The following is a 20864-nucleotide window of genomic DNA, read 5'->3' as shown; positions in this document are numbered from 1 at the left end:
CTACGAAGCTCTTTACTAGGAATGACCATCGCTCCTAGCATTTTTAAGTAAAAAGTTCTTATTATTTTCCGATGTACTTAAGCGAGTACATATGTGTTTTCGATAAATCAATCACTTCCTGAATAAATTCCTCTTGAGACTCTTTGAAATCAGTTTGAATCCAATTCAAAATAAGCCCATAAAAGCCGTAGGCTGTATAACGTTTGAAATAATCCATATTGACAGGGATTTGGTTGATCGTTTCGAATATAAATTGTTCATTATAGATTTTTAAGATCGATTGAGGGAATTCTGTGTGTAGTCCTGGTAATGTATCATTAATTTTAATAAGTTCAAAAAAATTCCTATGATCATAAATGTAAGCAATGATATTCAACGAAGGTATATCTAGTTTATCCGTATATATGGTTTGTCCTGGAACATATCGTTTGCCTACTGAATCTTCCAACCCTTGAATCATAGAAGTAAGTAAATCTTCAGATAGATCTATTTTATCTTGGTAATGTACATAAAAGGTACTGCGGTTATAAGCGGCACAATCTACAATGTCTTTTATAGAGATAGAATGGTAACCCTTCTCTTTTATGAGTTTTATGAAAGCTATTTTTATGTGATCTTTTGTTCGGTTTCTTCGTTGAGATGTCACGTTTTGTTCATTGTTCATGAAAAGACCTCCCTGTAAAAAGACAATTTTGATATAAGTGTATATTAAATAGACACTTGCTGATCCTTTAATGATTGTTAAATGTGAACAGAATAGTACAATTAAGTTGTTAACAAAATATCCTTATATTATTTAGCTAAATGCAAATAATATTATTGAAAATATTGTACTGGAGGAATCTATTGTGGACAAACTGAAAAACAAAGTAGCTGTAATTACTGGTGGAGCTTCTGGTATCGGTGCGGCAACAGCACGTTTATTCGTCTCAGAAGGAGCAAAAGTGGTAATTGTTGATTTAAATGAAGAAAAAGGGAAAGCATTTGAGCAAGAGCTAAAAGCGCTTAACGCTGAAGCTCTATTTATAAAAGCAAATATTACTAGCGAAGAAGAAGTAGCAGGGATTTTCAAACAAACGATCGAAGTTTTCGGAAAAGTTGATACTGTATTCAACAATGCAGGAATTGGACGAGTTCATTCTTCTCATGATTTAGAATACTCCGAGTGGCGTAACACAGTAAATGTGGACTTGGATGGAGTTTTCTTGGTAGCGCGTGAAGCAATTCGTGAAATGTTAAAAGCGGGTGGAGGCACGATTGTAAATACTGCTTCTATGTACGGTTGGGTTGGTTCACCAGGATCTGCAGCTTATAATGCAGCAAAAGGTGGCGTAATTAATTTGACGCGTTCACTTGCTCTTGAATATGCAGAACAAAATATTCGTGTTAACTCATTATGCCCAGGATTCATTGACACTCCAATTATTCCTGAAGAAAGCAAGCAAGTATTAGCCGGGCTTACTCCGATGAAACGCCTCGGCAATGCCGATGAAATGGCAAAAGCCGTACTTTTCATGGCTAGTGACGATTCATCATTTATGACTGGAAATAGCTTAACGGTTGACGGCGGATATACAGCGCAATAATCACATTAACGAACTTAACTTATCTTCAAAATCATAATTCTATATCTCGGGAGGTATATATAACATGGGGAATTTCGATGGGAAAGTAATTATAATTTCTGGAGCAGCTGGTGGAATTGGGAGTGCTACTGCGAGAAAGTTGGCAGAGCAAGGAGCAAAGCTTGCTTTGGTCGATTTAAACTTAGATGCTGTTCAAAAAGTTATTTCTGAACTAGGCCTTGATGAATCAAGAGCAATTGCTCTTCAAGCAAATGTCGCTCAAGAAGAAGATGTCAAAGCGTATGTCGACGCAACCGTTGAAAAATTCGGGAAAATCGATGGTTTCTTTAATAATGCAGGGACAGAAGGAATTACTGCTAATGTTGAAGATTATCCAACTGAGACCTTCGAATTAGTCTTTAATGTCAATGTTAAGGGCGCTTTTCTTGGACTGAAATATGTTGTTCCTGTCATGAAGAAGCAAGGGTACGGCAGTATTGTAAACACTTCTTCAGGTGCAGGTTTAATGGGTTCTCCTGGATTTGTTGGTTACAATAGCTCCAAACATGCTGTAATGGGAATGACTAAAGTAGTTGCATTGGAAACAGCTCCATTTGGAGTTAGAGTGAATGCAGTGGCACCTGGTGTAATCAATACCCGTATGATGCGTCAAATTGAGAAAAATACGGTGCCTCAGGATAGCGAAGGTGCAAGAAAAGCATTTGGTGCCGCAGTTCCAATGGGAAGATATGGTGAAGCAGAAGAAGTAGCAAATGTAGCAGTCTTTTTGCTATCTGATGACGCTTCATATGTATCTCAATCGATTTACACGGTGGATGGCGGTCAATTAGGGCAGTAAAATTTAATATATGCATTACAGTAATAGCCACTTATTGAAGTGGCTATTTTTTTGTGGATTGATTTTTTATTTAGAGATGATATTGAAAAAAGGAGGGTACATAAATGGTTTTAAGTTACACAATTATAATGTTTAGGTTCTGTCATTTCTGCGAATGATAACAGATAATCAGGCAATATAAAAATGAGGTGCTGAATATGACAAATACACATGAATTAGATCAGGAGGCAATTGAAACGGTAAGGAAATTAATTAAAGGAATCGATATAGCCATGCTAACATCGGTTGCGGAGCAAGGCTTAGTGTCACGTCCTATGAAGACTCAAGAGGTTGAATTTGATGGAGATTTATGGTTTATGACAATGAAAGACACCAATGTATATGATGAACTTGTTAACTATCCGAATGTGAATATAGCATATGTAGGTAAATCTTATGTTTCGATACGAGGAAAAGCTGAATTAGTGGATAGCAAAGACAAGATAAAAGAATTCTGGAATATTGCTTATGAAAAGATGTTGAAGACGACTAGTGATGACCCTAATCTAATATTAATCAAAGTTAAAGCAGACACTGCAGAGTATTGGGATATGGGTAACTGGACTAAGGTAGTAAAGCAGTTTATAAATAAGCTAACTGGTAATAAGTCCGAGGAAAACGATATTAACCAGGTTGTCGATCTAAGTAACTAAAAGAGAATTGATTTCATTCGTATATGACAATAGAACTAAAGAGTTTAATATAACTTCTATATTTTGCAAAGCAGATCTATGAGGAGGATTAACAATGTCAAGTGAAAAATTAAACCATACGGATTCGAAAGATATTTCTGATATAAAAAATAAAGGTAAGAAGAGTCATATCAATCAGAGTCTCAAAATTACGAACGAGGAGTTTGCTACTGAATTAGGAATTGATGATAATTCTACTGAAAGAAATCCTGTAAGCGAACGATCTGCTTGGAATTAGGTATTCACCTAATTCTTCTGTAATGAATAAGTTACTTTTATTAGTTAATATAAGTAACTATATCGGAGGAATTAGCGTGGGGAACTTTGTAACTGTAGAGCCGGGTGTAAGTGTGTATGTCGAAGATATTAATCCAATGGGAAAGAAAACGATTCTTTTCATACATGGATGGCCTTTAAGTCATAAACAGTTTGAATATCAATATAATATTCTTCCTGCAATGGGATATCGTTGTATAGGCATGGATTGGAGAGGTTTTGGAAATTCTGATAAACCCTTTACTGGATATAGTTTTGATAGACTGGCTGATGATATTCGTGCAGTAGTGGATGCTATGGAGTTGAAAGACTTCGCCTTGGCGGGTCATTCTACAGGTGGAGCAATTTGTATCCGCTATATGGCGAAACATCAAAGTTATGGAGTATCTAAACTAGTACTTATTGACGCACAGTCTCCACACGCATTATCAGCAGATACTGCAAATAACTTCATTACAGAAACACTTAATGATAGACCGAAAATGTTGCGACAATTAACGGATATATTTTTCTTTCAATACATTACGCCTCCATTATCCGATTGGTTCTTTCAATTAGGATTACAGGCTGCCAGTTGGTCTACCGCTGCCATTATGGATACATTGAGAGATGAGAATGTGTATAACGACCTTGAAAAAATAAAGGTTCCTACACTAATTATTCACGGTATCCATGATCAAGTTGTACCGTTTGCTAATGCGGAAGAAACGAATAAACTGATTAAAAATAGTAAGCTTGTTCCTTTTGAATACAGTGGTCATGCGACATTCTATGAAGAACGAAATAAGTTTAACAAGCTATTGATGGAGTTTATATAGTGATATCAACTCCAGTAAAGGATAGCATTTCGGCATTACAAGCAACGGAGCGATTTCAACAGAGCTAAGTCTAAGGTCGGTAGTCCACATTTTTATGTGGATCCGACCTATTTGTATGTGGTGAGGTATATCGGACATAGCGCTAATCAGTGATAATGACTACACAGTTATAGCATATACATAGTTTAATTGAAGTGCTATAGTAATTTTAATGATGTAATATTTACCATTTTTTATTAGTCGGAGGTAACTTATGAGTAGAATTATTATGATTAGTGACATTCATGGCTGCATTAAACCATTTAATCAAATGTTAGATTTTATAAAGTTTAATCCTAATAAAGACAAGCTAATTTTACTTGGTGATTATGTGGATAGAGGTCCAAATAGTAAGGATGTTGTTGATAAAGTCATTTCATTAGTTAAAGAGTATGGTGCGATTGCATTACGTGGAAATCATGATCAAAGATTAGTTGATCTAATTAGTAATCATGATAACTCCATACAAACTAAATTCATTGAACATGGCGGTATAGAGACTATTCATAGTTATTGCGATGCTAAAAATGAGATTAATGAAATTGATATGAATAAAGCTATTTCTATAATCTCTGAAAATTATAGTCATCATATTGATTTTCTTCGTTGCCTACCATTGTATTATGAGGACGATAAACATCTCTATGTACATGCAGGTATTAATCCAAAGTATAGTAACTGGAAAGAACAATCAGATTATGAGTTTATGTACATAAAAGATGAATTTTTATATTACCCTACAAGCCTTGATAAGAAAGTAGTATTTGGGCATACAAAGGTAATTGATATCCATGGAAAAGCGGATGTTTGGTTTAGTGAGGATAAGATAGGTATAGATGGTGGATGTGCATTTGGGCTACAGTTAAACGGTTTAATATATGAGAATGGAACTTATGAAACGATAAGTATAGTAAATAGATCTAATATTGAGTAATTAAATAGACTTCAATAAAATACTATCAATAATTACAAGTGAAAGTGGAGGTAATACATATGGAACAATGGGAGTATAAAACTTTAAAACTCAGCACTGGGGGATTTTTCGGTGGTAAAGTCGATGAAGAAGAATTGGAAGACGAATTGAATAGATTTGGACGAGATGGATGGGAACTAGCATCATCCTTCGATACCAGTCAAGCACAAGGGGCATCGAGGGAAATAATTATTATGTTCAAGAGAAGAAAAGGATAGAAAAGATACTGAACGAGTGAAAACAATGAGCTATCTAACTAAATTCATAAAGACAATAGAAATCCCTCAATAGATGTTGTGTCTACTAATTGGGTATCTCTATTGTCTTTTTCTATAGAGGATATATCTGGATTTCAGCATCAATTATTATATTTTGGTGTGAGTAGTCACGTATACTATTTACAGTAAAACAATGTTATGTTACGATAAAAACAAATTAAAACGTAACATTGTTACGAAGTTGGAACGAGGGGAATTTGATGAATAATCAGGAGGAATTGATATCTAAGAAGGATCTGCTCTTGGAGACAGGTATTTCTTATGGACAATTGTATCGTTGGAAACGACAAGGTCTAATCCCTGATGAATGGTTTATGAAGCAATCTGCTTTTACCGGTCAAGAGACGTTTTTTCCTAAGCGAAGAATGTTAGAACGAATTCATGCAATTTTAGCGAAGAAGGACACTCATTCATTAGACGATATGGCGGTACTCTTTTCTCCTATCAGCGCTAATCGGATATACTTGCTACTGGATATTATAGATGCAATTGATATAAAGTCTGAAGTTGCTGATCTATGCATCCAACGTTGGGGGAAGCACCGCTTCACTTTTCAAGAGTTATTATTGATTGAGTTATTCGATACGATGAAGCAGGATCTTAGCTTGTCTGAGGAAGAGAGTGAAGAATGGCTTGTTACTGCGAGGCAGTGGGCGCAGGATCTAACAGGAACTGATCTGCAAGTTATTATTTACAGAAGAAAATCAATACTTCAATATATGATGCTTGATAATCCCAGTCGATATTATCTTGATCAATACTCTCATTTCGTACAAAAATATGATTTATCAGAACGGACGAAGAATTTAATCGAGAAATTACAAAAGGTTATGGAGGGATAGTTCATGGAACAATCACGACAAGGAAATGCTGTTATTAGTGGTAGCGGGCAATTAGCTGGTGGATTGTATGATAATATCACTATTTCTGGATCTAGTAATATTAATGGTGATATTAATGCATTAGATGTAAAGATTTCAGGATCTGCGCACTTTTACGGACATGTATCTTCCGAATCTGTAACTGTAAATGGCTCAGCAAAGTTTGATGGTGATATTAATACGAATAGGTATGTATCTTCAGGTTCTAGTATAATTAAAGGTCATGTACATGGTCGTATAATTACTTCTAATGGATCAATGAGTTGTAAAAAAGATATACGAGCGGAAGAAATTAAAAATAACGGCAGTATGCATGTTAATGGTGATATCGAGGCTGAGTCATTCAATACTTCTGGTGGTTTTCATGTAAAGGGTTTGTTAAATGCCAGCGAAGTTAAAGTTAATATGAGTGGTAGATGTTTTGCCCACGAGATTGGTGGCGATGAGATTATTGTTAAATATAGTCGACTGAACATCGTATCTAATCTTTTTAGATCGTTATTTGATAAATTTGGTTACGGTGATATGTGGAGACTACAATCTGCACAAATTGAGGCTACTGATGTATCTCTTGAATGGAGTAAAGTAGGAATTGTTAGGGGAAGTCGAGTGGAGATTGGATCAGGATGCATAATTGGACTAATTGAATATACAGAAACAGTTGATATACATCCTAATGCGATAGTGGATCAAGTAAAGCGGATAGTATAAGTATAGTGTACTCGGATAACTAGAGATTCTAGTACAACGATAAATAACAAACGGACTCACTTTATTAAAGGTGAGTCCGTTTAGGTTATTATTGTGTAAATGTATCCCCTTTGTCGATGCGTTCCTCAGTAGTTTTGAATTTATCACGATATTGGCCTGGGGTCATGCCCTCTATTTTTCGGAACGAGCGAATGAAGTTTTGTGAGTTATTATATTGAAGCTTTGCAGCAATGTCCTTAATAGCGATATTGGATTCTGATAGCCACTTTTTAGCCATTTTAAATCGATACATCGTTAAGTAATCACTAAATGAAACATTCGTTTCCTTTCGGAATACACCACTTAAATAGTTTGCATTATAATGCAAGCGAGATGCACATTCCTCTAGTGTGAGGTCAGTATCATAGTGTTGCTGCACAAGATCAATAATTTTCTCGGATAAATTATGATATTGCGTGTCCTGCCGGTTCCGATAAATGGTAACAAGCGGATGAATCACGGTCTTCCAGAACCAACGTTCAATTTCCTGTTTATGCTGTATTCTAAGCAACTGTTCTAGTAATGAACCTTGATGATCTAGTTGTTTTAACGTAATCCCCGATTCTTGCATTGTGATTACTAAATTATTAAGTAATCTAGTGAGTGGAAATTGGAATTCTTGCGGTGAACGATCACTTTGAAAGATGCTGTAAAGAAACTGTGATAACAGCTCTTTGGCTTGGTCTGCTTCTGCTACTTTAATGGCATCTATTAATTCGTTCTCAATCTGCTGCGGATAGAAAAGCTGCAATACATTTCGCTTTTCATTTGTTTGATTGTACTGAATTATAATGCCTTCCCCTAGAATCATACGATGTTTCAATGCATCTAATCCCTCACGATACGCATTACCTATGTTACTAAGTTCGTGAAAGGGTGTGCTAATTCCAATACTAATTTGTAGATTTAATATGTGTTGCATCTGTTGCTGGAGTGTTTCTGTTAAGCTATATTGCATGGAATGGAAAATAGCTGATTCTTGTTCAGGAGTACCGATGATAACGACTACACTTTGATCTAATACAATGGGAGCTAGACGCTGCTCAGTAGGTATCAATTCCTCTAAAACATTGTGCAGGGCGAACAAAAGTAGATCGATATCTTGAATATTATGACTACTTGATGGATGAAAATCAATTTGGATTGCAATAACTTCCATCGTATTCCAATGTTCCAACTGATAGGAATATCCAAACTGTTGAAGTTGTGAGTGCATTTCAGAGGCTTTAATTTGCCCCTGATAGGCTTTCATAAAGAAGAGAGTTCTGACTTGATGGAGATGCTGTTGAACTTGAAACTCAAGCTCTGATTTGGACTGGAACAAAGAATGGACACGCTCACTAATTAATTGAAATTCATTGGAATTTCGCGTTGATCCCTCACCGTGTTCAATCCCACCTATTTGCAGTAAAAGACGGCGTATCGGACTGTAGAATTGCTTAGTTCCAAGCCAAACTAATAGAAAGCATAAGAAAATGATTCCTACACAAATGTAAAGAGTATACATTCCGATTTTGTTGGATTCAGCTGTTAAAGCGACAATGGATGAAATAGACATATACGTCCAGCCTGTTGTACTAGATTTGTAATAGGTAACTGTTGAGTCGGTTTGATTAATTTGTGTATCATATTGACCGCTCATCTCGGTTAATTCGTTCAAATTAATGCCAGCAGCTTCAATTGGCTGTCCAATAAGCGATTGATCTGTATGAATTAGTATATTGGACTGATCGTCAAAAACGATCACATTAGAGCTGGAGTCGATATTTTGCTCTACCATTTCTTGTAGGCTGCAGGTTGGTATAGTTGCTAAAGATAGGCCATACATATCGATGCTATTGGCTGGAAGTTGCTTAACGAGAGTAATGTTATAAGGACATACAGCGGTATTTCTTGAAACCTCTTCACTATAGAAGAAATTTGATGGAGTCAGCACCCAGGAGGTATATTCAGGCAGATTCATTAGCTCTACTAGCTGATCAGCATATTTATATTGATCCAGTTCGTATAAACCCGAATTTTTAATGAGCCAATTATGTCGTTGATTGAGTAGGATAACATCCTCGAGCTTGATATCAAAGGATTGCATATGGCGTATCTCGTTACGAAGATCATCGTAAAGCATAAAATCTGAAGCAGCTAAGGATTGTGACATCGCTTGTTTAAGAACGGTAGAAGCGAGCATTTGATTCATGGTATGGTTGACAGTCGTCAATTTCTGCTCTACATTTGAATTAATCTGCATGATTAACTGTCTTTTTCCTTCATTAACATTTTTTTGAATTTCATTAGTCGCCGTAATGTAGGCGAAAATTCCTATGAAAATCACGGGAATCGTGCTGAGTATACATCCAAATATAGTCATTTTTGTTAAATAATTAAGTGATCGCATATTGTCTCAACACCTTAACATTATTATGAATATTAAAATTAATATGAATATCTCTATTTTAGTAAACGCATACATATTATACAATATTTATATTGTATAGCAATAATCAATACAATATTTTACAGAAAAATCCAAAAGTATAAAGGGGAATTATAATGAAAAGACACAAGCAATTGAACTTCATCTATATAGTGAATAGGCTTGGTATCTTACTATTAATCGTGACTCTTTTATTTGGTTGTAGTGCAACTTCTGTAACGACAAAGGTGGAGGAGACAAAGCCTACTGAAATTTCGATTATGGTGCCGTTACATTTTCCTCATTCTCCAAGTGAAGAAAGTATAGCGTTACTTGAACAATTAACAAATACTAAATTAGAATTAAGCTGGGTACCGGATGGCATATATTCTGACAAGATGAATACAGCCTTAACGACAAATTCTTATAAAAAAGTAATGTTTGAAAAATATACAGATTATGTTTCTGTAAAAAGTTCAATTAGAACAGGTGCGTTTTGGGAGATAGGTCCTTATCTGGAGCAGTTTTCTAACTTAAAACAATTGGATCAAGAGATCTTATCGCAAACAGCGGTTGATGGAAAAATATATGGTTTGTATACGGAACGTCAATCCTCACGTCAAGGAATCATTATTCGAAAGGATTGGTTACATAATTTAACTATGAAAGAACCGTCAACGATAGATGAGCTTTATGAAATATTGTATGCGTTTACTCATGGAGATCCAGATCAAAATGGCGAGGACGATACCATTGGCTTAACTGATCGAAATGATTTAATTTATGGTGCGTTTAAGACATTAAGTTCGTATTTTGGTAGTCCGAATAATTGGGAACTGACTGATCACACATTTATTCCAGAGTTTGAGACAGATGCCTATTTGAATACAATGAAGTTTATGAAGAAGTTATATGAGGAGAAGCTTATCAATGTTGATTTTCCAGTTACTAGTAAGGAGATGCAACGAGAGTTGTTAATACGCGGGACAGCAGGTGTCTATATTGGTACAATGACTGATGTCCAACGCTTATATGAGGAAGCAAAACAATTCAATGACAAGGTTGAATTTACAGTGATCAATCGGATAGAAGGTCCAAATGGCAACCGTATATGGTCCATACCTAATTTTAATGGCTTATATTTATTTTCAAAGAAAGCCATTCCTACAGAAGATGAGTTATTAAAGGTACTTGGATTTTTTGATCGTACGATGGATGCAGATGTAGCTAACTTATTGCACTATGGAATTGAAGATAAGCATTATTACATCGAGGATGATAAAGTTATATTATCAGAGGAACTGTCGGCACTACGTTCACAGGAAGTGAATGCACTATATTCATTAATGATTGCTGATCTAAGTAATCCTAATGTTATGGAGGTAGCTAAACAACAGCAGTTGTGGAGTTATGCTGAACAATTGATAGAAGATAATAATGAATTTCTTGTACTTGATCCGACTGTAGGATTTGAATCATTGACTTATGATGAACATGGGAGTGAGCTATACAGGATCATTTCAGATGCAACGTACAATTATATATTAGGTGCTATTGATGAGAATGGTTATAAAGAGAAGATAGAGTTATGGAGGAAAAGTGGAGGAGCTCAAATAATTTCAGAGTATACAGCTGATTATTTTAATTAAATTGTTTGTTAGCAATATACATTAATCAATTGTAGGATATATAGGCTGCGGTAAGGTAGTGCAAGTTATGGCTACCTTACCGCAGCTTTTTTGTCTAATTAGCTGGATGTATCAACAGTTTGATCTAAAGTGTCAATATATCGCGTTATAATCATTAACTCACATCATGATGAAATAGCTTGAGCATGAACAAATGATTATTTCTGCACTATATCTTCAGATGATATGGTGTAGAAGCTTACCGATAACTAAGCGAATCAAGAGTCAGGTTCAAGCAATTTATAATCGAAAATGGAGGTCATGATTTATGAAGAAAAAGCCAATAGTCTTGGTATTAAGCATTTTGTTAACGCTTTCTTTATTATTGAGCGCATGTGGAGGAAGCAACTCAGGTAGCTCCGATCCAACACCAACACCAAAAGCAGCAGACGGTAAGGGAAATGAGAACAAAAAAGAAGAGGAGCCTGCAAAACCTACTGAGATTACAATCATGCTACCACTAAATGTTGCTGAAACACCACCAGATACGATCAAAAATGAGCTTGAAAAACTAACAAACACAAAACTAACATATCAATTTTCCCCTGCAGATACGTATGAGGAGAAATTAAATACCTCACTAGCAACAAGCACTTTGCCACAAGTCGTGTATTTAAAAAATCAAGCAACATTTTTACAAATGAGAGAAGCAATTCGTGATGGACAGTTTTGGGAAATTGGACCTTATTTAGCGGAATTCCCTAACTTGGGTAAATTGAAACCAGAAATCATGAAAAACACATTGGTAGAGGATAAGCAATATTCCTTATATATTGGTCGTCCACTAGCTCGACAAGGTCTAATTTACCGTAAGGATTGGGCTGATAACTTAGGTTTAGAAGCACCTAAAACAGTTGATGAACTATTTACAATGCTAGAGAAGTTTACAACTGAGGATCCAGACAAAAATGGCCTTGATGATACGATTGGTTTAGCAGATCGTAATGATCTAGTCTACGGTGCTTTCAAAACAATTGCTTCGTGGTTCGCTACTCCAAATGGTTGGGGTGAAAAGGATGGACTGCTAGTGCCAGATTTCACTTCTGAAGAGTACATTGCATCAATGGATTATATGAAGAAGATTCGTGACAACAACTTAATGAACGTGGATTTTGCAGCAACTAGTAAAACGGATCAAGTAGCTTTATTTACAAGTGGTAAAGCCGGAGCTTATATCGGATCAATGCAAGATATTGATTCTTTAGATAAAGACTTGGTTAAGAATGTCCCTACTGCTAATGCAAGTGTTCACGCACTAATCGAAGGACCGGATGGTAAAGTGTCTTCTTGGGCGATTCCTGGATATAACAATGTAGTACTGTTTCCGAAAACAGCGATAAAAAATGAAGATGAACTTAAGAAAATACTTGCCTTCTTTGATGCAATGATGACACCTGAAGTATCTAATCTAATGTTCTGGGGAATTGAGAATGTTCACTACACAGTAGTGGATGGGGAAGCGAAACCATCTGATGATAAAGAGTTAACTGAACGTGAAGTTAAAGGATTCAAGGATAGTGTTATTGGAGAACCAGAAACGAGTGGTAGATTAGAGGCTTATAACACACTTGAGGCACGTATTCTAGCAGAACAATTAATTATCGAAAATGCTAAGGTAGCTATTGATGATCCAACAGCGGCACTTGATTCTGCCACGTATGCAGAAAAAGCAACACAGCTGCAAGAGCTGATTACGGACGCAACATATAAGTATATATATGGTTCAATTGATCGCGATGGATATAATGCAGCTATTGAAGAATGGAAAGCACGTGGAGGTCAAAAAATGATTGATGAGTTTAATGCTGCTTACAAAAAATAAGCTGGCTTAGACTGACTAGATATAAGCAGGGTAGCTGGAAGGGCTAAGCATAGAATTGCTATGCCCTTCTCTTCCCATCGAAATGCAACGTGGGAAAGGAGAGAAGTATGATGCAAGATGCGGTGATAGAGGAAACACATGTTATAGGTACACGATCGAGCAGTGAACTAAAGAAGCGTTTATGGCGAAATAAATGGTTGTACCTCATGATAACACCTGGAATTTTATATTTTATTATTTTCAAATACATTCCTATGTTTGGATTAGCGATTGCCTTTCAAAACTTTAAGCCATTCATTGGATTTTTAGGTAGTGAGTGGGTTGGATTTGAACACTTTAAACGTTTATTTACAGAGCCAGATTTCTTAAACATACTTTATAACACGTTAATTTTATTCGGGATGAATTTAGTTTTTTATTTTCCAGTACCAATTATTTTAGCTTTAATGTTAAATGAGGTTCGGATTGGGTTATTTAAAAGATTATTTCAATCACTTGTATATCTTCCACATTTTTTATCATGGGTTATTATTGTATCTTTAAGCTTTGTAATGCTTACGATGGATGGCGGAATTATTAATGAACTACTAGTCTATTTTGGATTTGAAAAAATCAATTTCCTACTCAATAACAGTTGGTTCAGACCTGTATATATTCTTCAAGTAATTTGGCGTGAAGCTGGGTGGGGGACGATTATATATTTAGCTGCAATAGCATCTGTAGATCCCGGGCTATATGAAGCAGCACGGATAGATGGCGCATCAAGGCTAAGACAGGTTTGGCATATCACTTTGCCAGCGATACGCAGCGTTATTATTGTATTGTTAATCTTGAAAATCGGTGATGTGCTAGAACTTGGTTTTGAGCATGTGTATTTGCTCTTAAATTCAATGAATCGCGAAGTCGCTGAAATTATAGATACTTACGTGTATACGGCGGGCTTACGTCAGGGGCAGTTCAGTTATAGTACAGCCATTGGTTTCTTTAAATCTTTAGTGGGCTTAATCTTAGTTATGCTTGCTAACTATTTAGCGAAAAAAATGGGCGAGGAAGGCGTATATTAATCTCAAATGGGGAGGAAAGCTCATGGTTGAGGATCGTACACTGAATGGGCGTATCTTTGCATTTATCAACTATTCTTTGTTAACTATTATTGCGTTACTAACTGTGCTGCCATTTCTGCATGTATTGGCTGGTTCATTTACAACGAGTGCAGAATTAGCGGTAAAACGATTTATACTAATACCTACGGAATGGAGCTTTGACGCCTACCGATTTATCTTCTCGACGGATACCATTTTTAATGCAATGGGAGTTTCGATAGGGGTGACCTTATTTGGTACGCTATTCAGTATGTTGATTACAGCTTTAATGGCGTATGGACTAGCTCGACGAGACTTAGATGGTCGCAAATATATTATGTTTATGGTTGTATTTACAATGCTATTTAGTGGTGGATTAATTCCTACTTTCCTTGTAGTAAAAGAGCTAGGTTTAATCGATAAATATATGGCATTAATCATTCCTTCTGCGATAAGTGCATTTAATCTAATTATATTAAAAAACTTCTTTCAGAATATTCCTGAAGGTCTAGAGGAATCGGCTAAAATTGATGGGTGTAGTGATTTTGGTATTCTATTTCGAATCGTACTACCATTATCTATGCCTGCAATCGCAACCTTATCTTTGTTCTATGCAGTTACCTACTGGAATACGTATTTAAGTGCTATTTTGTACTTGAATGATGATGCCAAATGGCCAATACAAGTATTACTTCGGCAAATCGTAGTGTTAGCCAGTGGGCTAGAGTTTAGTTCAGATCTAGATGCATCGGTGCCTCCACCAGAGCAAACGGTGAAGATGGCTGTTATTGTTGTATCCACCTTACCTATCCTTTGTGTATATCCATTCTTACAAAAGCATTTTGCTAAGGGTGCAATGCTTGGTTCTATTAAAGGTTAATAAAAAGTTTTAGGAGGTTATCATGGAAAGACAATTGAATTGGTCTCCGCTTGATTGGGCAGAGTCGGCATGTCAATCTTTGATGAAGGATTATATACCAGAAGAACTGCCGCCAGCTCATCGCTGGCATTATCATCAGGGAGTATTTCTATGTGGAATGGAGCAGGTTCTTTCTCTTACAGGGAAAGAGGGCTATGAACAATATATTAAACGCTATGTTGATCAGTTGATCGATGAAGAAGGCAATCTTTATTTTGCGAGAGATGAGCTTGATGCGATTCAGCCAGGATTGTTACTGTTTCGTTTAGCGGAGCAATATCCCAAGGATGGTCGTTATGAAAAAGCAGCGCAAAAACTTCGCTATCTATTTGAAACCTTAAACAAGACGAGTGAAGGTGGGTTCTGGCATAAGGATAAATATCCATATAATATGTGGCTAGACGGATTATATATGGGTGGAGTGTTTGCACTGAAATATGCCAACGCATTTGCTGAGCCGGAGCTTAGAGATATGGTCCTATTGCAGGAGCAATTGATGCGAAGACATATGCGTGATGAGAAGACTGGCTTGCTCTATCATGCGTGGGATGAAAGTAAACAAATGGTATGGGCAAATGAAGAAACAGGCTGTTCTCCTGAGTTTTGGGCTCGCTCTTTAGGATGGTATGGCCTTGCTATTAGCCAATTTCTAGACGAGTTACCTGTAACGGATTCACGAGTGAAGGAATGGGAAACGGTGCTATTACAATTCGTAGAGGCATTATTGCCATATCAGGATAGAGCAACGGGACTATGGTATCAAGTCGTTGATAAAGGTGACCAACCGGATAATTGGCTAGAAACTTCTGGTACATGCCTATTTGTATATGCGATTGCTAAAGCTTATCAAAGAGAACTTGTGGGGGAAGTATTATTGGACGCCGCCAGTAGAGGATATCAGGGATTGTTGGACACGATTGAGTTTGACGAGCGCTTTATACTCCCTAAGATTTGTATAGGAACTTCAGCAGGTGATTATCAAAATTATGTAACTAGGCCTACGAGCGAAAATGATTTGCATGGTGTAGGTGCATTTATATTAGCTTCAGTTGAAATGGAGAAAATCCAGTCACATATATCAAAATAAAACAAGCCAGTCAGAGTTTCACCCTGACTGGCTTGTTTTTATTGCGCTTAGGATTTAACAGCCAAGCAATAATTCACATTATCAAATGCCGTTATTTTGTGTGCAGGCTGATTTTCATTGTAAGTTTGAAACAACTCTGTAGTAATTTCAGCAGGAGTCAAATGCCGATAGATAAGGAAATTAACCGACGCTAACATTTGCTCCAACTCATCGTAGCAATAGCTTGCTTGCATGGGCTCGCCTGCTCGAGCAGCCATCATTACCTGCTTTTGTGTCCGTTCACCTGCTTGAGAGGTAAATGTATGTTCATCAGGATAATCAAAGACGATGCTGCTCCCGCTCGGAAGCAACGAAGCAATAGTAGACAAGAAATATTTAAATACATCCTTAGGTAAATAATAGCTTATTCCGAGCAAGCTGCTAAAACTGATTAAACTCGGGTTAAAAGCGGGACAGGCTAGTACAAGGTTCTGCCAATCAGTTTCGTGAAAGTCGGCTGAAATACAGTGTAGATTTGAGGGGGCATTCATATCTAAACTCAATACACGTCTGCATTTGTCGGCTGCAGTAAAAGGATGATCGATTTCAAAAATTTGCAAATTTGTTGCCCATTTCGGCTGACGATAAGCGAAGGTATCATACCCTGCGGCAAAAATGAGATATTGTCTGGCGCCGAGCGTGGTTGCAAGCTCAAGTGCCTGCTCTGCAAAAGCAGCTCTACCAATTGGAGAAGGAGATAATTGCTGATCAACTATACTACGTAGCGCTTGCTCCTTTGAACCAACAAATTCTGGCTGAAAGAAAGCTATTGCTTGGGACATATTGCTGGAAATATTCGCATATTCTTCATCCGTTAATAGCTGTCTAGCAATTTGATCATCAAAAATTTTGATCCCATTATTCTCAGCGTGATACGCTCTTGAGAATGCACTGACCAACGCAGTTAAACTCTTATTTTCCATTTTCTATCACCTCATTTAAGTTGTAGCATGAGGACAGTAAATGAAACAACACTTGATTTTATTGTAAATTTATGGTATAATATATGCGAAAAATTGATAAGATTCACAATTTAGACATATTTACAAATGTTTTTGTCACCGGCATAATGGGAGGGTTTCTAAATGAATATATTGATTGGTGAAAAAATTGGTGAGGGTGGTTGTTCTGAAGTTTTTGAGTGGGAAAATTCCAGTAAAATAATTAAATTAGCAAGAGCGAATACAGATATAAACGCTATGAAAAGAGAGTACCATCACAATCTAATAGCTTGGGATAATGGGTTATCTGTTCCACAACCATTTGAAATTTTGGAGATCGATGGTCGTCCAGGAATTGTTTTTGAACGAATATATGGGGACACGTTGATGAAACGCTTTGTACAAAATGCTTTGAAAAGAGCATCTACGGAAGCAGAAGTTACAGAAGATGATAATTATGATGACGTCCGAATAACTGCACAAATTTTAAGTGAGATTCATTCTAAATCCAATTTAAGTGTGCCTTCTCAAAAAGAAACGATAAAGAAGTCAATAAGTTGGGTTGATCATTTAACATCTGTTGAGAAGGCAGAAATCTTCGCCTTATTAGATAGTCTACCTAGTAAACAGCAACTATGTCATGGCGATCCTAATTTAGGGAATATCATGATTAGAGACGGCAAAGCTATAATGATTGATTGGATGAATGCCACGATAGGTAACCCAGAGGCAGATCTAGCTGAATACATAATTATGATAAGATTTGCAATTCTGCCATCCTATCTACCAGACAATGCGGTGGAATATGTTAATACAATCCGAGAGTCAATAATCAAAATATTTATCGATGAATATACAAGATTATCAGGTATTACTTATGATGAAGTAGACTCTTGGATTGCACCTATTGCTGCACGAAAATTATCAGCTGATGGAATAGGTGAAGAGGAAAAGAATTTACTTGTTGACGAAATTAGAAGAAGACTATCCCATTAGTTAATAACGTAATCAGACAAAGTAAAAGGGCATGAGCCGGATTAAATCCGGAACTCACGCCCTACGTAGAATCTGCATAACTTTATGAGTCATTATATAGTAAGTGCTTTCAAGGTTTTGATACGGAATTAATTTTCGATAATGATGTTTGCTAACTTAAGATTAACTGGATTTGCAATTGTATCTCCGACAGGGCACTTGCTCTCCAAAAATTGTACAAATTCATCTACTTTTTCTTTTGGAGAATCAGTTTTGATAGTAAATGTATAGCGGATATCTGAGTAGCCTGGTCTAACCTCAGATTTATTAAAGAAACCATCTAGATCTAGTTCGCCTTCAACGTCCACTTTGAAATCTTCTAGATTTACACCAAACTTAGGAGCATAAACTCTAGCAACAATAGCTTGGCAAGCTCCTAGAGAAGCAAGTAGTGCTTCGACTGGATTCATGCCTGTATCTGTTCCGCCTAGACTTTTTGGCTCGTCAATTATAAGCTCAAATTGTCGAGAAGTAGTTTTAACTTTGACCCCATCTTGTAATTGAGCAGTCGCTTTAAATGTAGTAACAGCAGCCATATCAAATTCTCCTTTGATGAAATAGTTAATTATTGATTATTTAATCAAATTCATACTATTCCACTATGTTTTATGAGTATTGTATAATTTTAGTTAAAACCTGTCAATATCTTTCGTAATAAATAAAGAGCTTTCCGAGTTCATTGTCCTGACTGAACCCCTTATGTTGATTACCCTATGTTAAAGCAGACATAACGACTCCAAATATCCATAACATGAATCCCGCATAGATAAGGGTTCATGTTTTTTTGATTTTAAATAATGTTATAAAAAATGTAAATTATTCTTGACAATGTATTTAAAAGTAAAGTATCCTTTACGTAAAGTTAGCTTTACATGAAGGGCAGGAGTAAGATGAAGCATCGTATGAAAGAACTAAGAGCTGCAAATGGTTGGACGCAAGAGAATCTTTCTGAAAAAATTGGTGTTTCTAGGCAAACTATTATTTCAATTGAAAGTGGTCGGTACAATCCGTCGTTAGAATTAGCTTTCAAAATTGCTATAGTCTTTCGATGTACGATTGAAGATGTTTTTATTTATGAAGAAGGAAGGTAGAAACTATGAATATGGAACAGATGGTTGGCTTGCTAGGTATGTTTGTCGGTATTGCATTTGGTGTTATTGGATTATGGTGGGGGCGTAAAAAAGCACTCATGAACAGAGGCATTGATGAAAGGTTTCAAGTCATTTCAAATAAATCGCAAAGTACTTCTTGGAAGATCACTTTAGGAGCTATTTGCTTCTTATTTACATTGCACATAGTAGGAGCACAGATTTCTACCGTAGCTACACTTGGGATTCTTTTATTGATTCATATGGCGGGATGGGCATTATCAACCTTTTACTATAATCATAAATATTAGTAGGGTAACCGGTATTATAAATCGACGAAAAAGTAAGGTGGAAGTAGTGATTACCTTCATTGATACTAACCTTTAAGTAAGTACCTGTAATAAAAGTGCATACTTTTCAATTAATAGTGCTCGTCTTATACTCTATAAATAAATAATATTTATGGAGGCTAAGTCATTGAAAACTCTTATTGTCGTTACACATCCAAGCATAGAAAAATCCATTATTAATAAGCGGTGGATAGACGAACTCAAAAAATATCCTGAAAAGTATACTGTACACGAATTATATCAAAGTTATCCTGACGGAAACATTGATGTGGAAAAAGAGCAGAGATTAATTGAATCACATGATCACCTTATTTTGCAGTTTCCAATATATTGGTTTAACTGTCCGCCGATTCTTAAAAAATGGCTTGACGATGTTTTGTCTTATGGTTGGGCATATGGATCAAATGGAGGAGATAAATTAAAGAATCGTAAAATCGGTTTAGCAGTCTCTGTTGGAATAAAAGAGGAGGATTATACCCAAGAAGGAAAATATCGTTATACACTAGAGCAGTTATTATCTCCATTTGAAGCTACGTTCCTATACTGCAATGCAGATTATCGTTCGTTCTTTGCGTTATATGGAACAGAACATGAAACACCTGCAAATCAAATAGAAAAAAGCGTGAAAGATTATTTGAATTTTATTGACAACTTATAATAGGCAGCTTTATTTAATTAATAGAGAGAAGTATTTTCTAGTTCAAGGAAATACTCCTCTTGTTTTTAACAAAATACCAATATCTGCTGTTGTTTAGCCTAAACAGTTTGTGGACTATGATGTTCTCCCCACTCACACATTATATCTAACAATGGAATGAGAGAAAGCCCAAGCTCAGATAATGAATATTCAACCTTTGGCGGTATTTGGGGGAATTCCTTGCGGATGATAACACCATCTGCCTCCAACTCTTTTAACATGATGCTTAGCGTTTTAAAGGGAATTGTGCCGATACTTCGCTTTAGCTCATTATGCCGCATAATTTTATTTTCAGACAGCCAATACAAAATTATCATTTTGTATTTACCGCCTATGATAGACAATGTATATCCAAAACCAGTATCTTTTAGCATTACACCAGTAGGAACACAGCTTTCACTCATAAGCTAGATTCTCCTTTAGACAGGGATATGAAATAAATAATCATATTAGATATGCTATAGTATTTCTGAAACTAGGTAAAGTGATACTTCACGAATGAACAGTCTCATTTGGATTGACAATCCATTCAATAC

23 protein-coding genes are annotated in these 20864 nt (G+C 36.2%); 18 read left to right on the top strand and 5 right to left on the bottom strand.

The genetic code is table 11. The annotated features are described in order from the left end of the window. Positions 1-61: 61 nt before the first annotated feature. Positions 62-664, bottom strand: coding sequence for a TetR/AcrR family transcriptional regulator (locus tag NV377_RS08595; protein WP_258200789.1), 603 nt, complete (start codon positions 662-664; stop codon positions 62-64). 184 nt (positions 665-848) lie between these two features. Here NV377_RS08595 and NV377_RS08590 point away from each other — a divergent pair, with 184 nt between their 5' ends. From NV377_RS08590 to NV377_RS08550, 9 genes are all read left to right on the top strand, one after another. Beyond that, positions 849-1586 carry an SDR family NAD(P)-dependent oxidoreductase gene (locus NV377_RS08590; protein ID WP_258200788.1) on the top strand — a complete coding sequence of 246 codons (738 nt, stop codon included), beginning with the start codon at positions 849-851 and terminating at the stop codon, positions 1584-1586. Between the two features lie 64 nt (positions 1587-1650). Then, on the top strand, positions 1651-2424 hold the full coding sequence (locus NV377_RS08585) for an SDR family NAD(P)-dependent oxidoreductase (RefSeq protein ID WP_258200787.1): 774 nt from the start codon (positions 1651-1653) through the stop codon (positions 2422-2424). Between the two features lie 197 nt (positions 2425-2621). Beyond that, positions 2622-3116, top strand: a complete 495-nt coding sequence (locus NV377_RS08580) for a pyridoxamine 5'-phosphate oxidase family protein (RefSeq protein WP_258200786.1) — start codon at positions 2622-2624, stop codon at positions 3114-3116. Positions 3117-3210: 94 nt separating this feature from the next. Then, the gene (locus NV377_RS08575; RefSeq protein ID WP_258200785.1) at positions 3211-3393 is read left to right on the top strand and encodes a hypothetical protein; all 183 of its coding nucleotides are present in this window, start codon (positions 3211-3213) and stop codon (positions 3391-3393) included. A 76-nt stretch (positions 3394-3469) separates the two neighbouring features. Further along, on the top strand, positions 3470-4249 hold the full coding sequence (locus tag NV377_RS08570; RefSeq protein ID WP_258200784.1) for an alpha/beta fold hydrolase: 780 nt from the start codon (positions 3470-3472) through the stop codon (positions 4247-4249). Positions 4250-4502: 253 nt separating this feature from the next. Continuing rightward, the gene (locus NV377_RS08565; RefSeq protein WP_258200783.1) at positions 4503-5222 is read left to right on the top strand and encodes a metallophosphoesterase family protein; all 720 of its coding nucleotides are present in this window, start codon (positions 4503-4505) and stop codon (positions 5220-5222) included. Between the two features lie 59 nt (positions 5223-5281). Further along, positions 5282-5479, top strand: a complete 198-nt coding sequence (locus NV377_RS08560; RefSeq protein WP_258200782.1) for a DUF4177 domain-containing protein — start codon at positions 5282-5284, stop codon at positions 5477-5479. A gap of 260 nt (positions 5480-5739) precedes the next feature. Next, positions 5740-6381 (top strand): DUF4004 family protein, encoded by a 642-nt coding sequence (locus NV377_RS08555; RefSeq protein ID WP_258200781.1) that lies wholly within the window; start codon positions 5740-5742, stop codon positions 6379-6381. A gap of 3 nt (positions 6382-6384) precedes the next feature. Further along, positions 6385-7131 (top strand): polymer-forming cytoskeletal protein, encoded by a 747-nt coding sequence (locus tag NV377_RS08550; RefSeq protein WP_258200780.1) that lies wholly within the window; start codon positions 6385-6387, stop codon positions 7129-7131. 88 nt (positions 7132-7219) lie between these two features. Here NV377_RS08550 and NV377_RS08545 read toward each other — a convergent pair whose 3' ends face one another. Beyond that, positions 7220-9562, bottom strand: coding sequence for an AraC family transcriptional regulator (locus tag NV377_RS08545; RefSeq protein WP_258200779.1), 2343 nt, complete (start codon positions 9560-9562; stop codon positions 7220-7222). A gap of 155 nt (positions 9563-9717) precedes the next feature. Here NV377_RS08545 and NV377_RS08540 point away from each other — a divergent pair, with 155 nt between their 5' ends. From NV377_RS08540 to NV377_RS08520, 5 genes are all read left to right on the top strand, one after another. Then, positions 9718-11229 (top strand): extracellular solute-binding protein, encoded by a 1512-nt coding sequence (locus NV377_RS08540; protein WP_258200778.1) that lies wholly within the window; start codon positions 9718-9720, stop codon positions 11227-11229. A gap of 307 nt (positions 11230-11536) precedes the next feature. After that, a complete protein-coding gene (locus NV377_RS08535) occupies positions 11537-13090 on the top strand; it encodes an extracellular solute-binding protein (protein ID WP_258200777.1) in 1554 nt (517 codons plus the stop codon). A gap of 110 nt (positions 13091-13200) precedes the next feature. Next, positions 13201-14154: an ABC transporter permease gene (locus NV377_RS08530; protein WP_258201154.1), complete on the top strand. Its 954-nt coding sequence runs from the start codon at positions 13201-13203 to the stop codon at positions 14152-14154. Between the two features lie 22 nt (positions 14155-14176). Next, positions 14177-15052 carry a carbohydrate ABC transporter permease gene (locus NV377_RS08525; protein ID WP_258200776.1) on the top strand — a complete coding sequence of 292 codons (876 nt, stop codon included), beginning with the start codon at positions 14177-14179 and terminating at the stop codon, positions 15050-15052. A gap of 22 nt (positions 15053-15074) precedes the next feature. Continuing rightward, complete coding sequence (locus tag NV377_RS08520) at positions 15075-16178, top strand: glycoside hydrolase family 88/105 protein (RefSeq protein WP_258200775.1); 1104 nt, start codon at positions 15075-15077, stop codon at positions 16176-16178. Positions 16179-16225: 47 nt separating this feature from the next. Here the strand turns inward: NV377_RS08520 and NV377_RS08515 are convergent, their stop codons facing one another. Beyond that, positions 16226-17140, bottom strand: a complete 915-nt coding sequence (locus NV377_RS08515) for a class I SAM-dependent methyltransferase (protein WP_258200774.1) — start codon at positions 17138-17140, stop codon at positions 16226-16228. A gap of 162 nt (positions 17141-17302) precedes the next feature. Between NV377_RS08515 and NV377_RS08510 the strand changes: the two genes are divergently transcribed. Then, on the top strand, positions 17303-18154 hold the full coding sequence (locus NV377_RS08510; protein WP_258200773.1) for a phosphotransferase family protein: 852 nt from the start codon (positions 17303-17305) through the stop codon (positions 18152-18154). A 128-nt stretch (positions 18155-18282) separates the two neighbouring features. On the opposite strand, the gene NV377_RS08505 is transcribed toward NV377_RS08510, so the two are convergent. Beyond that, positions 18283-18729 carry an OsmC family protein gene (locus NV377_RS08505; protein WP_258200772.1) on the bottom strand — a complete coding sequence of 149 codons (447 nt, stop codon included), beginning with the start codon at positions 18727-18729 and terminating at the stop codon, positions 18283-18285. A 354-nt stretch (positions 18730-19083) separates the two neighbouring features. Between NV377_RS08505 and NV377_RS08500 the strand changes: the two genes are divergently transcribed. The 3 genes from NV377_RS08500 (at position 19084) to NV377_RS08490 (ending at position 20289) form a co-directional block, all read left to right on the top strand. Next, positions 19084-19284, top strand: coding sequence for a helix-turn-helix transcriptional regulator (locus NV377_RS08500; RefSeq protein WP_258200771.1), 201 nt, complete (start codon positions 19084-19086; stop codon positions 19282-19284). Positions 19285-19289: 5 nt separating this feature from the next. Next, positions 19290-19592: a hypothetical protein gene (locus NV377_RS08495; protein ID WP_258200770.1), complete on the top strand. Its 303-nt coding sequence runs from the start codon at positions 19290-19292 to the stop codon at positions 19590-19592. A gap of 166 nt (positions 19593-19758) precedes the next feature. Continuing rightward, complete coding sequence (locus NV377_RS08490) at positions 19759-20289, top strand: NAD(P)H-dependent oxidoreductase (protein ID WP_258200769.1); 531 nt, start codon at positions 19759-19761, stop codon at positions 20287-20289. Positions 20290-20387: 98 nt separating this feature from the next. On the opposite strand, the gene NV377_RS08485 is transcribed toward NV377_RS08490, so the two are convergent. Continuing rightward, positions 20388-20732: a winged helix-turn-helix transcriptional regulator gene (locus NV377_RS08485; protein ID WP_258200768.1), complete on the bottom strand. Its 345-nt coding sequence runs from the start codon at positions 20730-20732 to the stop codon at positions 20388-20390. Positions 20733-20864 lie beyond the last annotated feature (132 nt).

It is taken from the genome of Paenibacillus endoradicis (assembly GCF_024721975.1).
Note: the sequence above shows the minus strand (reverse complement) of the source record. Positions and strands in the feature narration are given on the sequence as shown.

Excerpts from the sequence above, each read along its gene's own strand:
- NV377_RS08595 (WP_258200789.1), bottom strand. The coding sequence starts at position 664 with ATGAACAATGAACAAAACGTGACATCTCAACGAAGAAACCGAACAAAA.
- NV377_RS08585 (WP_258200787.1), top strand. The coding sequence starts at position 1,651 with ATGGGGAATTTCGATGGGAAAGTAATTATAATTTCTGGAGCAGCTGGT.
- NV377_RS08580 (WP_258200786.1), top strand. The coding sequence starts at position 2,622 with ATGACAAATACACATGAATTAGATCAGGAGGCAATTGAAACGGTAAGG.
- NV377_RS08575 (WP_258200785.1), top strand. The coding sequence starts at position 3,211 with ATGTCAAGTGAAAAATTAAACCATACGGATTCGAAAGATATTTCTGAT.
- NV377_RS08565 (WP_258200783.1), top strand. The coding sequence starts at position 4,503 with ATGAGTAGAATTATTATGATTAGTGACATTCATGGCTGCATTAAACCA.
- NV377_RS08560 (WP_258200782.1), top strand. The coding sequence starts at position 5,282 with ATGGAACAATGGGAGTATAAAACTTTAAAACTCAGCACTGGGGGATTT.
- NV377_RS08555 (WP_258200781.1), top strand. The coding sequence starts at position 5,740 with ATGAATAATCAGGAGGAATTGATATCTAAGAAGGATCTGCTCTTGGAG.
- NV377_RS08550 (WP_258200780.1), top strand. The coding sequence starts at position 6,385 with ATGGAACAATCACGACAAGGAAATGCTGTTATTAGTGGTAGCGGGCAA.
- NV377_RS08545 (WP_258200779.1), bottom strand. The coding sequence starts at position 9,562 with ATGCGATCACTTAATTATTTAACAAAAATGACTATATTTGGATGTATA.
- NV377_RS08540 (WP_258200778.1), top strand. The coding sequence starts at position 9,718 with ATGAAAAGACACAAGCAATTGAACTTCATCTATATAGTGAATAGGCTT.
- NV377_RS08535 (WP_258200777.1), top strand. The coding sequence starts at position 11,537 with ATGAAGAAAAAGCCAATAGTCTTGGTATTAAGCATTTTGTTAACGCTT.
- NV377_RS08530 (WP_258201154.1), top strand. The coding sequence starts at position 13,201 with ATGCAAGATGCGGTGATAGAGGAAACACATGTTATAGGTACACGATCG.
- NV377_RS08525 (WP_258200776.1), top strand. The coding sequence starts at position 14,177 with ATGGTTGAGGATCGTACACTGAATGGGCGTATCTTTGCATTTATCAAC.
- NV377_RS08520 (WP_258200775.1), top strand. The coding sequence starts at position 15,075 with ATGGAAAGACAATTGAATTGGTCTCCGCTTGATTGGGCAGAGTCGGCA.
- NV377_RS08515 (WP_258200774.1), bottom strand. The coding sequence starts at position 17,140 with ATGGAAAATAAGAGTTTAACTGCGTTGGTCAGTGCATTCTCAAGAGCG.
- NV377_RS08510 (WP_258200773.1), top strand. The coding sequence starts at position 17,303 with ATGAATATATTGATTGGTGAAAAAATTGGTGAGGGTGGTTGTTCTGAA.
- NV377_RS08505 (WP_258200772.1), bottom strand. The coding sequence starts at position 18,729 with ATGGCTGCTGTTACTACATTTAAAGCGACTGCTCAATTACAAGATGGG.
- NV377_RS08500 (WP_258200771.1), top strand. The coding sequence starts at position 19,084 with ATGAAGCATCGTATGAAAGAACTAAGAGCTGCAAATGGTTGGACGCAA.
- NV377_RS08495 (WP_258200770.1), top strand. The coding sequence starts at position 19,290 with ATGAATATGGAACAGATGGTTGGCTTGCTAGGTATGTTTGTCGGTATT.
- NV377_RS08485 (WP_258200768.1), bottom strand. The coding sequence starts at position 20,732 with ATGAGTGAAAGCTGTGTTCCTACTGGTGTAATGCTAAAAGATACTGGT.